The following is a 13686-nucleotide window of genomic DNA, read 5'->3' on the forward strand; positions in this document are numbered from 1 at the left end:
GGCTGAAGGGATCGGTCTTGAAAACCGACAGGCGGGTCATACCGCGCGGGGGTTCGAATCCCTCTTCCTCCTCCATTTTATTTTTAAAAACACGCGCATAATATTGAGATTGTATTCGTTGCTAAAGTGACGAATTTTTTCTCTAATACATATAGTCAGAAATTTTAGAAACAAACATTTATGTTTGTTTCTTTTTTTATTTATCAAATTGATTAATAAATAGTAAGAGCTCTTCAGGCGAACCTACAACACCGATTTTCCTCTGCTGACTTTTTAACATGAAGCCTTCATCCACAGTATGTTGTAAATGTGCTTGAAGAAAATCATAATAAGAATTGATGTTATATAAGCATACAGCTTTCGAATGCTGGCCTACTTGAGAAAGTGTTAGTACATCAAAAAACTCATCCATTGTCCCCGCGCCACCTGGCAATGCGATAAAGGCATCTGCTAACTCCCCCATTTTAGCCTTACGCTCATACATAGTATCTACAAAAACCAATTCTGATAACCCCTGATGTGTAACCTCTTTCCATTGCATAAAAGTAGGCATAACACCAATTACTTCTCCTCCATGAGCTAATACCTCATCTGCCACTTTACCCATTAGACCTACAATTGATCCTCCATAAACAACCCCAACACCATGTATAGCCAAAAACTTACCGAGCTCTATAGCTTTCTCAGCATATATAGAATTCCTCCCCATCTTAGATCCACAGTAAATTGCTACCCTCATAAAGTGCACCCCCTCTTATTTAAAAATATAAAATAATGCACCTATATATGATTATATTCCTCCATTTCTTATAGTAATTTTAAACATATTATTTATTGCTATAAAAAAGACTGTCATTGAAATGACAGTCTTTTTTAACCGATTATTTACGACGTAAATGTGATGTCTGCTCCATAAAGTGACTAATACGTTCCACAATTACTTCTACTGTATCTGGATTTTTCATCAAATCGTAGTCGTTGATATCTAAACGTAATACCGGACATGCATTAAAACTGTCGATCCAGTTTTCATAACGTCCGTGCATTTCATACCAATAATCCTTTGGTGTTTGTTGTTCCATCGGACGACCACGTTCTTCTATACGCGATAAAATATCTTCAATTGGCCCTTCCAAGTAAATTAGCAAATCTGGATGTGGAAAATAAGGTGTCATAACCATTGCATCGAATAAGTTTTTATATGTTTCATAATCAATTTTACTCATCGTGCCTTTTTCTTCATGCATTTTAGCAAAAATTCCTGTGTCCTCATAGATTGAACGATCTTGAATAAAGCCACCACCATATTCAAAAATACGTTTTTGCTCTTTGAAACGTTCTGCTAAGAAATATATTTGTAAATGGAAGCTCCATTTTTCGAAATCATCGTAGAACTTGTCCAAGTATGGATTCGAATCGACCTTTTCAAATGACGTACGGAAATTTAATGCATTTGCTAACGCCTTTGTCATTGTCGATTTGCCGACACCTACTGTTCCCGCGATTGTAATAACTGCATTAGCAGGAATGCCGTATTTTTCTCTTAAATTCATGACTCGAAACTCCCTTTTTCTAATGTTTCTTCAACAGTTCTTAAGATTTTTTGTAAATCTGATGGATTTTTCACAAAATCAATTTCATCGCCATTTATTCGTAATACCGGAATATCTGGATTTTGTTTTTCAAATCGTTCAATAAATACATGATAATCCGTCACGAGCTGCTCCATATAGTCTCTTGAAATCATTTTTTCAAATTCGCGACCTCTCATGGCAATTCGTTTCATCAAAGTATCGACGCTTGCATGCAGATAAACCACTACATTTGGACATGGCATGTCTGCAGTTAATATCCGATATATTTCTTCATACTTGTGAAATTCAGACTCTTTTAATGTTCTTTTAGCAAAGATTAAATTTTTAAAAATGTGATAATCTGCAACTACAGCTTTCTCATGCGATAGTATATGATTCTTTATATCTGTTAATTGTTTATAGCGATTACATAAGAAAAACATCTCTGTTTGGAAACTCCACTCATCAATGTCTTCATAAAATTTATTTAAAAACGGATTTTCGTCCACGATTTCTTTCAATAAGTGAAACTGAAAAGTCTCAGCAACTATTTTAGAAAGTGACGTTTTTCCGACGCCAATTGGCCCCTCAACCGTGATAAACGGTACAGGCATCAGAAGTCCCCCTTCATCGTCTTTTTTAGTCAGTGCTTATCATTTTATCATAGTAATAAGAAAAGCAGAAGTGACTCGTTAAGTACAGGTGATTTATAAAAAGTAACTTATACCCTAAATTTTAATATCATCAATGTGTGCAAAAAAACCCCCAGTATCAACTGAAGGTTTAAATATTACCGTTTTTTCACGTGGAACATTTCTTGTAAAAGTGCCCAGTTTTGAGGGAAGGCAAAACCCATATGCCAATAACTTATACCCCTTAACTTTAATTCCTTCAGCAAATTGAACTTCGCTTCAATAGAACGTGCATCTTCAAACCACACCACATGCTCTACCCCATCACTCCAATAATGGAAGAATGGCGCTTCAGCTATTGGATCATACGAAATCGCCGCATTTTGGTTTCTTGCCAGAGCAACAGCCTGTTGAGGGCTCAATCCTCTTGCGGGCGGATTTCCTGTTTTATATGGTAATGTCCAATCATATCCATATAAATTTTGTCCCATCATTACTTTATCAGCAGGTATTTCGGTTATAGTATATTCTAACACCTGGCGTACTGGACCAATTGGTGATACCGCCATTGGCGGACCTCCGCTATATCCCCATTCATATGTCATAATGACAACAAAATCAACCGCTTCACCTATCCCTTTATAGTCGTGCCCTTGATACCACTTTCCTGGCTGATTTGCACTTGTCTTGGGAGGGACTGCTGCCGAAATCGTTAATCCTTGAGCATGAGCTCTTTGTCTGAACCTGTTCAAAAAATCAACGTAACGTCCCTTATCCTCAGCTAACAAATACTCAAAATCTAAATGAATATCTTTTGCCCCTTTATTAGAGGCCTCTTTTAAAGCTGCTCCAATGATTAAGTCTTGTAATGTAGTATCGTTTAAAATAGTATGTGCTAATGTATCACTAAAAGCGTTATTTTCTATATTTGTTAATACGATGGCTGTTGCCGTCTGATTTGCATTCGCTATCTCTGGTATACTTCCCCAATCTAGCGGTGTAAGAGTGCCATCACGTCGTACTTCATATGAAAATGGCATCATATAAGTTAATAGTGGTGCACGTCTTCTCAGCTGAGCTATTAAACTTTCTGGAATTTCAGCTGTATACCATTCGACATAACCGTTAGTATCGATTGTAGGGCGATTTGGATTTGGCGTTTCAGGTAATACAAGCGCTTGCCCAACAACTAGAACATCTGGATCTGGAATTTCATTAAGCGCAACAATCGTCGCGACTGTCGTATTATGCGCCCTCGCGATATTATATATGTTATCGCCTTGCTTCACTACATAAATCAAGTGCAACCTCCTCTAGCATTATTTCTCCAGTAATATATGCGAATTGGGTTTAAACCGTGCTACACTATTTTGCAAGGAGCGATGAATCTATGGACGTATTAAAAAAAGATCTATACTTTATGCAATTGGCCATCGAAGAGGCAAAAAAGGCTGCATCACTAGGAGAGGTACCAATTGGGGCCATCATTGTCTACAAGGATGAAGTCATCGCCAGTGCACACAATTTACGCGAAACTTCACAGAATGCAGTTACCCACGCTGAACTCATGGCAATTCAACAAGCTTGCAACAAAATTGGTAGTTGGCGATTAGAAGAAACAACTCTCTATGTTACTTTAGAGCCTTGCCCTATGTGCGCAGGGGCGATTTTACAATCCAGAGTGCCACGCGTCGTTTATGGAGCTAGAGACAGTAAAGCGGGTTGTGTAGATTCACTCTATCATTTACTTAATGACTCACGGTTCAATCATAAGTGTGAAGTGACAGAGGGCATTTTAACAGCTGAATGTGGCCAATTATTAAGCGATTTCTTCAGTAGTTTACGTAGTAAGAAAAAAGCTGAACGAGCAACTCCTGTCTCTAAAGTTATACCATTTTCCAAATTAAAATCAGACGTTGAAAATTTCTTATTCGAGTCGTTACAAGGAAAGGTCGAACTTCAATCTGCTACACATAATCAATCCCGTGATGATATACCACACATTTGGTTAACTCTAAATAAAGACCCTATTTTTAATGTAGATGATTTAGCATTTATTAACGGACAAATTCAAGGAAAGTATTGTTCTGAACTACTCTCTAAAGAATTACAAATAGCTGAACAAAATAAAATTGCTAGCTTACATTTATATGAAGCATTTACTCAATACCCTCATTTATCAATTGTAGATGCACTAGCTTCAACAAACCCAATTATCCGTGCATACTCATTACTTGATCGTCGTGTAGGGAAACGTAAATTAAAAAACATGACTGCACCACAGTCTTCATTAGAAAGAAAGTTTTATCATATCCGTTGTGAGGCAGAAGGTATTCACTATTAGATTCAAGGGAGATAACCTATGCAATTTAGCAAAATCAAAAAAAGATACGAAAGCTTTCTTTGTAAAAAGTTGCAAGGTCGCGTGAAGATTTATGCAACAACATATCGCAAAGCACATGATAACCCAGCAAGTGTTTGGCTTACATTAGATAAACAAAAAATTTTAAATGCAGATGATTTAAGTTTTATCGTTCCGAGGAACATACTGTATGCGCAACTAAAAGAACAACATATGCTAAAACCAATACCATATAATAGAGACTTCAATGTAATGTTAGGATTCCCTGAAAGACGAGCATTAGTGGATGCCTATAATTTAGCTGAAGAAACTTTAATGGAACGAGGAAATTTCGAAAGCTTTTACTTGTATGAAGCAATCATGTACTATATGCAATTATCCATTGAAGAATCATTACTATCAGAAAATGTACTCATTCAAGCCTTTGCAATGTTTGATTACCGTTTAGGAAAACGCAGATTACAAAATTTAAACATGACTGGAGTTCATCCTACTATTCAGCAATTTTATCAAATTCGCTGTGAAGCAGAGAGCATTATAAATAAAACAAAAAAAGGCTAATGCAGGAGAGCCCCCTAGCATTAGCCTTTTCGTTTATAAATTATTTAGTTGGTGCTTGAATTACTTCTTTACCGCCCATATATGGACGTAAAACTTCAGGAATAACTACAGAACCATCTGCTTGTTGATAGTTTTCAAGAAGTGCTGCAACTGTACGCCCAATTGCTAGACCACTACCATTTAATGTGTGCACATATTCAGGTTTTGCCCCTGTTTCACGACGGAAACGGATATTGGCACGACGCGCTTGGAAATCTTCAAAGTTAGAGCAAGAAGAGATTTCACGGTAAGTACCTTGAGCTGGAATCCATACTTCTAAATCGTATTTTTTCGCAGCAGTAAAGCCTAAATCTGATGTGCACATTTTTAATTTACGATATGGTAGACCTAAAAGTTGAAGAACCTTTTCAGCGTGGCCTGTTAATTTTTCCAATTCACCATAAGAATCTTCTGGTTTTACGAAACGCACAAGTTCTACTTTATTAAATTGGTGTTGGCGAATTAAACCACGCGTATCACGGCCAGCAGATCCCGCTTCAGAACGGAAAGAAGCACTATAAGCTGAAAAGCCTTTCGGTAAAATATCAGCATCTAAAATTTCATCACGGAAGAAGTTTGTTACCGGTACTTCTGCTGTTGGGATTAAGAAGTAATCTGTATCCGCTAATTTGAAGACGTCTTCTTCAAATTTTGGAAGCTGACCCGTACCTGTTAAACTATCGCGATTAACGATTACAGGTGGTAACATCTCTTCATAGCCATGTTCTTCAGAATGTAAATCCATCATGAAACTCATTAAAGCACGTTCTAAACGAGCACCTAGACCACGGTAAAATACGAAACGGCTACCTGTTGTTTTTGCAGCACTTTCAAAATCGATGATGTTCAAATCTGTACCTAGATCCCAGTGTGCTTTAACCTCAAAATCAAACTCAGGAATGTCGCCCCATTTAGCTACTTCCACATTATCATCTTCCGTGTCTCCAACTGGTACACTTTCATGTGGAATATTTGGTAAACGCATCATCATATCTTGGAATTTACCTTCCACCTCACGAAGCTCTGTATCCAATGCTTTAATGTCATCGCCGACTTTACGCATATGTGCGATTTCAGCATCCGCATTTTCTTTATTACGTTTCTTTTGAGCAATTTGTTCAGAAACTTGGTTGCGCTCAGCTTTCAATACTTCTGTTTTTGCGATTAAATCACGGCGTTGTTGATCAAGAGTTTCAAATTGATCAAAGGTTCCTAAATCTTCATTACGGTGAGATAGCTTTTCTTTAATTTCCGTATAATTATCACGGATTCGTTTAATATCTAACATATGTCCATTCCTCCAGTTTTGTAAATTCGATAATAGAAATGTATCAAGGTAATCTTACAAAACAATACTTTAGGTCTAGGTTATACTAAAAATAAGCAACAAAAAAGCCCTCATCCCCATGAAAGGGACGAGAGCATACCCGCGTTGCCACCCTAATTGATTGCACCTAAATGCAATCCACTTGTTTCATAACGGCTTGTTGGCCGGCCACAGCCTACTAAAGATTCAGCTGAGCAACTCCAGGACGGATTCACAAGGTTTTTTATCGACTTACACCAACCGTCGACTCTCTATAAAAAAAACTTACTTGCTACTACTTCCTATCATCGTGTTTAATTTGAATTTTATCCATACTTTACAATAGATTTCACCGTTTTGCAAGTGTGGTCAAAACACTTTTCTCAACCATCTGCACAAAGTATGCCATGATTCGTTGATCCTCTGTCAATTCCGGATGAAATGAACAGCCTAAAAACTGTCCATCTTTCGCTAAAACAACGCGTCCATTACACTGTGCTAATACTTCAACATTCGATCCCACTGATACAATATGAGGTGCACGTATAAATACTGCCGGAAAGTTTTCACCAATATTTTTTATAGAAAGGGGTATTTCAAAGCTATCAATCTGTCTACCAAATGAATTACGTTCAACAATAACATCCATTACGCCAATATGGGGCGTTTGCTGGCCAATGACATTTTTCGCTAATAATATTAATCCTGCACAAGTACCAAATATTGGTTTACCATCGTCAGCAAATTGACGAAGGGGTTTCATCATGCTGTAACGGTCAATTAGCTTCCTCATCGTTGTACTTTCACCACCCGGTAGTACAAGACCTTCTAGCTCCTTTAATTGTTCTGCATTCTTTACAACAATTGGAACAGCACCAGCTGCTTCTATAGCTTGAACATGCTCACGTACAGCACCTTGCAAACCTAAAACACCGATTTTCATCATCTTACCAGCCTCGATCTTGCATACGATCTTGTGGATTTAAGCGGGAGATTTCGATACCTTTCATCGGAACCCCAAGTTCCTTCGAAATTTCAGCGATTAATTTATAATCCTTGTAATGAGTTGTTGCTTCTACAATGGCTTTTGCAAACTTGGCAGGATTTTCAGATTTGAAGATACCTGAGCCTACAAAAACACCATCTGCTCCAAGCTCCATCATTAATGCTGCATCAGCGGGAGTTGCTACTCCACCAGCAGCAAAATTTACAACCGGTAATCGACCTAAACGGTTGATTTCTAATAAAAGTTCATAAGGTGCACCTAAAATTTTTGCCTCTGTCATTAGTTCATCTGGTGTCATGTTTGCAACTTTACGTACCTGTGCATTCACTTGACGTATATGGCGAACAGCTTCAACTATATTACCCGTTCCTGGCTCACCCTTTGTACGAAGCATCGTTGCCCCTTCAGCAATACGACGTGTTGCTTCACCTAAATCGCGACATCCACAAACAAAGGGCACTTTATAATCGCTTTTTAGCAAATGATATTCTTCATCTGCTGGTGTTAACACCTCACTTTCATCTATGTAATCTACGCCCATTGCTTCTAAAACACGAGCTTCTACAATATGGCCAATTCGCGCTTTTGCCATTACAGGTATTGATACGGCTGACATCACTTCTTCCACAATTCGAGGATCTGCCATACGCGCTACTCCACCAGCAGCTCGGATATCAGACGGTACACGCTCCAGAGCCATAACAGCAACTGCGCCCGCCTCCTCAGCAATTTTTGCTTGCTCAGCATTAATTACATCCATAATTACGCCACCCTTTTGCATTTCTGCCATTCCACGTTTTACTCGAACTGTACCTGTTAGATTTGTCATTTCCATCGCCTCCATTTTCTTGTATGATGTTAGTATAATGAAAATTGACCATATAAAAAGATTCAGTTTACACGTAAATCATATGGTCAGAAGAGGTGATATGATGGATATGCTTATGTTTCAGCTAGAAAGAAACTCTATTAAACCTATGTACGAACAGCTTTACGAAGGCATTAAGAAGGGCATTACAGAAGGTACAATACCAACTGAATCTAAACTCCCTTCAAAAAGAAAATTAGCTGAATTTTTAAATATTAGTCAAACAACAATTGAACTCGCTTATGCACAATTGCTAGCAGAAGGCTTTATTGCCTCAATGCCTCGCGTCGGATATTTTGTAGAAGCTGTTGAAGAACTTGCTTATGTAGAAAAAGATATTCAACATCCAGCGATTCCACCTTCCTTATCCCGAGAAACATTTAAAATAGATTTTAACCCGGGACAAATTGATACAGAATCATTCCCATTCCATCTATGGAGGAAATATGCGAAGGAAGCAATCGATGAGCAATCTCAAGATCTATTACTAATTGGCTCGCCCCAAGGAGAGCAAGAATTACGCGAGGAAATTGCAACGTATTTATATCAATCAAGAGGTGTTATATGCGCACCCAATCAAATTGTAATTGGCTCTGGAACAGAACAACTTATGCCTATGATTATTCGCCTCCTAGGAGCCTCTTCTCGCTTTGGAATTGAAAATCCAGGTTATCCTTTAACCCATCACATATTTAAGCAAACAGATCGTCCTGCTATACCGATAAATGTAGATGATGAAGGTCTATTGGTCAATGATTTGGAGAACTCTAAGGCTAACGTTGTCTATGTCACGCCTTCGCATCAATTTCCGACTGGCGCAGTATTATCTGCCCCGCGTAGAGCACAGCTTTTAAACTGGGCTTCTCAAAAGGATGATCGTTATATCATCGAAGACGATTATGATAGTGAATTTCGTTATATTGGGAAACCAATTGCTGCATTACAGGGAATGGATAAAAGTGACAGTGTGATTTACATAAGTACCTTTTCTAAATCACTCATGCCTTCGCTACGTATTGCCTATTTTGTACTACCTCCAAATTTAGTAGAAGTGTACAACCAGGCATTTAATTACTATACATCGACAGTACCTCGCTTTGAACAGCATATTCTCGCACAATTCATGCGAGATGGCCATTTTGCGAAGCATTTAAATCGAATGCGTAAAATCTATCGTAAAAAATTAGAAAAGCTTACAATAGCTCTAGAACCATTTTCACCAACAGTTAAAATTTCAGGTGAACAAGCAGGTATGCATATCGTACTAACAATTTCTCACACAAAAAATGCAACAGAATTGAAAGACTTGGCTCAAGAAAAAGGTATTCGTATTATACCTATTCAGGAATATATGATGGATACAATTCTAAATGGAAAATCGGCACAGTTTCTCCTTGGTTTTGGGGGAATCAAAGATGAAGAAATTAATCAATCTGTGCAACAATTAATGGATGCTTGGGGAAATAAGGCATAATAAAAAGGCAATCGTCGTGATTGCCTTTTTTATATTAGAATATTTTATTCCATAAATCTGAGAAGAAGTTACCAATACCTTTGAAAGCTCGGGAAATCCAGCCAGACTTCTCAACAGTATTTGTAGTGACTACCTCTGCATTATTTACTTCTCCATCGATAAATCCATAATCTTTACCTTCGGTTTTTTCGATTTCAACATGTCCAACAACAGCACCTTTTTTAACAGGTGCGTCTAGTTCTTTTTTATCTAGTACTAATTTTGGTTTATATAAATCTCTATCTGAAGTTTTTACCATAATTGAAATTGCTTCTTTTGTAGCAATATTCACTTTATCTTCTTTACCATCAATTACAGGTATCGATTTTTGTCCTTTAAACGTATAGTTGGCCGGGACAATTTCTTCTGTAGTAAATTGATTGAAACCATAGTCGAATAATGCGCGTGTTGCATCAAAACGAGCTTTATATGTCCCTTCACCTTTAGCATCTACAGCATCTAAAACAACTGCAATTAGACGTGTTCCGTTGCGTGTTGCAGTACCTGTGAAACAGTAACCAGCAAAATCAGTTGTACCCGTTTTTAATCCATCTACACCTTCATATTCAAATACAAGACCCGGTAGCATGAAATTCCAGTTAGACATTTTAATTGCATCATCTGTACCTTCACGGAATGTTTTTTTCGTAATGCTTGAAGTTTTCAATACATCAGGGTGATCTTTTAATAAATGATAAGCTAATTTAGCAACAGATTTTGCGGGCATCTTATTCTCAGCAGTTTTACCAGTACCTGCTGGTTCCATACCGTCTAGTTGTGCATTATTTAAGCCTGTTGAGTTAACGAAAGTATAATTCTTCAAACCCATTTTTTTTGCTTTTTTATTCATCATGTTCACAAATTCTGTTTCTGAGCCAGCAATTGTTTCTGCAATTGCAATAGTCGCTCCATTTGCTGAGTAAATTGCCATTGCTTCATACAATTCACGAATTGTATATTCACCGTCAGCACGTAGAGGCACGTTACTAAGTGCACGATTTTGGGAAATTTTATATGCATACTCTGATACTTTATATTTTTGATCCCAAGTAATTTTACCATCATTAATTGCATCTAATAATAGATATTCGGTCATCATTTTTGACATACTAGCAATTCCTAAAGACTTGTCCGCATTCTTTTGGTATAAAATTTTACCTGAGTCTGCATCGATTAAAATGGCACCTTTAACGCGCAAATTCAGCTCGTCTTCTGCATTCGCTGCCTTAGGTATTGTTACAAACATACTTAACAGCAAAGCAGAAACCATGATTAATCGTAACCATGTGTTTTTTCTTGATGTTTTCACCATAATACCTCCATATGTGTTCATATTACTCCTCTTACTCCGCTCATTTTAACATAGATTCAGGGCTCGCAACTACGGTGTATAAAAAAACACCCTTTCTACATCTAGTTTTGACGTAGAAAGGATGGGAAAGTCTCGAAATTATGAGATTGAGTAGTTTGGTGATTCTTTCGTGATCTGAACATCATGTGGATGACTTTCACGTAAACCCGCACCAGTCATACGAACGAACTGTGCATTTTCGCGTAGATCACGAAGATCTTTCGTTCCACAATACCCCATACCTGAGCGAATACCTCCAACTAATTGGTGGATTGTATCTGCTAGAGGTCCTTTGTAAGGAAGACGTCCTTCAATACCTTCTGGAACAAGTTTCTTTGCATCTTCTTGGAAGTAGCGATCTTTTGAACCTTTTTCCATAGCTCCTACTGAACCCATGCCACGATATACTTTAAAGCGACGGCCTTGGAAGATTTCAGTTTCCCCTGGAGATTCAGAAGTACCTGCAAGCAAGCTACCTAGCATTACTACATGTCCACCAGCAGCTAAAGCTTTAATAATATCACCTGAGTATTTAATACCGCCATCAGCAATAATTGTTTTACCTTGTTTACGAGCTTCTGCCGCGCAATCATAAATTGCTGTAATTTGAGGTACACCAACACCTGCTACAACACGAGTTGTACAAATTGAACCAGGTCCAATCCCTACTTTAACTACATCAGCGCCAGCTTCGTAAAGAGCTTTTGTAGCCTCACCTGTTGCAACGTTACCAGCGATAATATCTAATTCTGGGAATGCTGCGCGTATATCTCGTACTACTTCTAAAACACCTTGTGAGTGACCATGTGCTGTATCAATTACAATTACATCTACTTGTGCATCTACTAACTTTTGTACACGAACCATAGAATCTTTCGTAACACCAACTGCAGCACCTACAAGTAAACGACCTAAATGGTCTTTAGCAGCATTCGGGAATTCCATAACTTTTTCTATATCTTTAATTGTGATTAAGCCTTTTAAGACGCCTTCATCATCAACGATTGGTAATTTCTCGATTTTATATTGTTGAAGTATTTTTTCTGCATCATCTAAAGTTGTTCCAACAGGAGCTGTAACTAGATCTTCTTTAGTCATAACTTCTTCAATTTTTTGGGAGTAATCTTGTACAAAGCGTAAATCACGGTTTGTAATAATTCCTACTAATTTAAGGTCTTTATCGTTATTTACAATTGGAACACCGGAAATACGGTATTTACCCATTAAATGTTCTGCATCAAATACTTGATGAGTTGGTGTTAGGAAAAACGGATTTGTAATAACTCCATTTTCAGAGCGTTTTACTTTCTCTACTTGATCCGCTTGCTCTTCAATGCTCATATTTTTGTGGATGATACCAATACCACCTTGACGAGCCATAGAAATTGCCATTGGTGCCTCAGTTACTGTATCCATTCCAGCACTAATAATAGGGATATTCAATTTAATTTTTGGTGTTAAATTAACTGATAAACTTACATCTTTCGGTAATACTTCAGAATGTGCTGGTACAAGTAATACATCATCAAACGTTAAACCTTCTTTGGCAAATTTCGTTTCCCACATTTCGGTAACTCCTCCTGTTTTGTAAAAGAATATTAATTGTAAGATTAACAACGTGACTATTCACTTGTCAAGGACTCTGCGATAAATAAGATTATTTAGAATTGTTCACTTCAATACAGATTTTAAGTCATTTTCAATTTTAGTAGGTGAAGTTTGAGGTGCATAACGAGCTACAACCTTCCCCTCTTTATTTATTAAGAACTTAGTGAAATTCCATTTAATTCCCTCTGTTAGTAAACCTTTTTTCTCTGAAACTAAGTGTTTGAATAGTGGATCAGCATTATCACCCTTTACATCCACTTTTGCAAACATTGGAAAGTTTACTCCATAATTCTTTTGGCAAAATTGCATTGTTTCATCGATATCTGCAAACTCTTGATTATTAAATTGATCACAAGGAAAACCTAAAATTTCAAATCCTTGATGGTTATATTTTTCATACATTGCTTGTAATTCTTTAAATTGTGGTGTAAAACCACATTTACTTGCTGTATTGACAATTAACAACGGTTTACCAGTAAAATCACTTAAATTTTTTTGCTCTCCATCTACCTTTTTAACCGTAAAATTATAGACTACTGTCATGTTCCATACCTCCTGTTAGAATAAATTCTGCCATTCTATTTGATTGTACTTCTTTTAACCATATGTTCTATTTAATATTTGTACAAGAAAAACGAATTCAAATAGAGTATTTATATATAAATCGAGATAGATACATAGGGTTCCTAAATATTCTTTTCATTCTACGTTTAGGTAATGTATTTTAATGGAATATAAACCTTCTAAATTAAGTACAACATTATACTTAATTATAAATATAAGTAATAAAAAAAACACAACTGATTAAATCAGCTGTGCTTTGATGTGCCTAGCAACGTCCTACTCTCACAGGGGGAAACCCCCAA

General features: G+C 37.2%; 13 protein-coding genes, 1 pseudogene and 1 other annotated feature. Of the genes and pseudogenes, 4 read left to right on the forward strand and 10 right to left on the reverse strand.

All coding sequences use genetic code 11. The features are described from left to right. Window positions 1-196: 196 nt before the first annotated feature. The 4 genes from BK137_RS21080 to BK137_RS21095 form a co-directional block, all read right to left on the reverse strand. Entirely contained in the window at window positions 197-739 is a 543-nt protein-coding gene (locus BK137_RS21080; protein ID WP_179078298.1) for an LOG family protein, read from the reverse strand. Window positions 740-881: 142 nt separating this feature from the next. Continuing rightward, window positions 882-1553: a deoxynucleoside kinase gene (locus BK137_RS21085; protein WP_038181019.1), complete on the reverse strand. Its 672-nt coding sequence runs from the start codon at window positions 1551-1553 to the stop codon at window positions 882-884. After that, window positions 1550-2188, reverse strand: a complete 639-nt coding sequence (locus tag BK137_RS21090; RefSeq protein WP_038181021.1) for a deoxynucleoside kinase — start codon at window positions 2186-2188, stop codon at window positions 1550-1552. Before BK137_RS21090 ends, BK137_RS21085 begins: the two co-directional genes overlap by 4 nt. A 176-nt stretch (window positions 2189-2364) precedes the next feature. Continuing rightward, window positions 2365-3507, reverse strand: a complete 1143-nt coding sequence (locus BK137_RS21095; protein ID WP_038181023.1) for a glycosyl hydrolase family 18 protein — start codon at window positions 3505-3507, stop codon at window positions 2365-2367. Between the two features lie 89 nt (window positions 3508-3596). Here BK137_RS21095 and tadA point away from each other — a divergent pair. The 3 genes and pseudogenes from tadA to BK137_RS21105 all read left to right on the forward strand — a co-directional run. Continuing rightward, window positions 3597-4073, forward strand: a pseudogene (tadA, locus tag BK137_RS21100) (tRNA adenosine(34) deaminase TadA); the annotation flags it as partial. 21 nt (window positions 4074-4094) lie between these two features. Then, a complete protein-coding gene (locus BK137_RS23045) occupies window positions 4095-4550 on the forward strand; it encodes an SF0329 family protein (RefSeq protein ID WP_425318992.1) in 456 nt (151 codons plus the stop codon). Between the two features lie 18 nt (window positions 4551-4568). Then, on the forward strand, window positions 4569-5129 hold the full coding sequence (locus BK137_RS21105; protein ID WP_038181025.1) for an SF0329 family protein: 561 nt from the start codon (window positions 4569-4571) through the stop codon (window positions 5127-5129). Window positions 5130-5169: 40 nt separating this feature from the next. On the opposite strand, the gene serS is transcribed toward BK137_RS21105, so the two are convergent. From serS to pdxS, 3 genes are all read right to left on the reverse strand, one after another. Further along, window positions 5170-6456 (reverse strand): serine--tRNA ligase, encoded by a 1287-nt coding sequence (serS, locus tag BK137_RS21110; protein ID WP_038181028.1) that lies wholly within the window; start codon window positions 6454-6456, stop codon window positions 5170-5172. Window positions 6457-6576: 120 nt separating this feature from the next. Then, window positions 6577-6792, reverse strand: a binding site (T-box leader). A gap of 31 nt (window positions 6793-6823) precedes the next feature. Next, window positions 6824-7417 carry a pyridoxal 5'-phosphate synthase glutaminase subunit PdxT gene (gene pdxT, locus BK137_RS21115; RefSeq protein ID WP_076035514.1) on the reverse strand — a complete coding sequence of 198 codons (594 nt, stop codon included), beginning with the start codon at window positions 7415-7417 and terminating at the stop codon, window positions 6824-6826. A 4-nt stretch (window positions 7418-7421) separates the two neighbouring features. After that, a complete protein-coding gene (pdxS, locus tag BK137_RS21120; protein WP_038181033.1) occupies window positions 7422-8309 on the reverse strand; it encodes a pyridoxal 5'-phosphate synthase lyase subunit PdxS in 888 nt (295 codons plus the stop codon). A gap of 103 nt (window positions 8310-8412) precedes the next feature. On the opposite strand from pdxS, the gene pdxR reads away from it, so the two are divergent. Further along, entirely contained in the window at window positions 8413-9822 is a 1410-nt protein-coding gene (pdxR, locus tag BK137_RS21125; RefSeq protein WP_038181035.1) for a MocR-like pyridoxine biosynthesis transcription factor PdxR, read from the forward strand. Window positions 9823-9856: 34 nt separating this feature from the next. Here the strand turns inward: pdxR and BK137_RS21130 are convergent, their stop codons facing one another. From BK137_RS21130 to BK137_RS21140, 3 genes are all read right to left on the reverse strand, one after another. Beyond that, window positions 9857-11194 carry a D-alanyl-D-alanine carboxypeptidase family protein gene (locus BK137_RS21130; RefSeq protein WP_280521834.1) on the reverse strand — a complete coding sequence of 446 codons (1338 nt, stop codon included), beginning with the start codon at window positions 11192-11194 and terminating at the stop codon, window positions 9857-9859. Between the two features lie 117 nt (window positions 11195-11311). Further along, the gene (guaB, locus tag BK137_RS21135; RefSeq protein ID WP_038181040.1) at window positions 11312-12778 is read right to left on the reverse strand and encodes an IMP dehydrogenase; all 1467 of its coding nucleotides are present in this window, start codon (window positions 12776-12778) and stop codon (window positions 11312-11314) included. A gap of 105 nt (window positions 12779-12883) precedes the next feature. Further along, entirely contained in the window at window positions 12884-13363 is a 480-nt protein-coding gene (locus BK137_RS21140; protein ID WP_038181043.1) for a glutathione peroxidase, read from the reverse strand. Window positions 13364-13686 lie beyond the last annotated feature (323 nt).

Origin of the sequence: Viridibacillus arenosi (genome assembly GCF_001955655.1) — a bacterium.
Classification (GTDB): domain Bacteria; phylum Bacillota; class Bacilli; order Bacillales_A; family Planococcaceae; genus Viridibacillus; species Viridibacillus arenosi.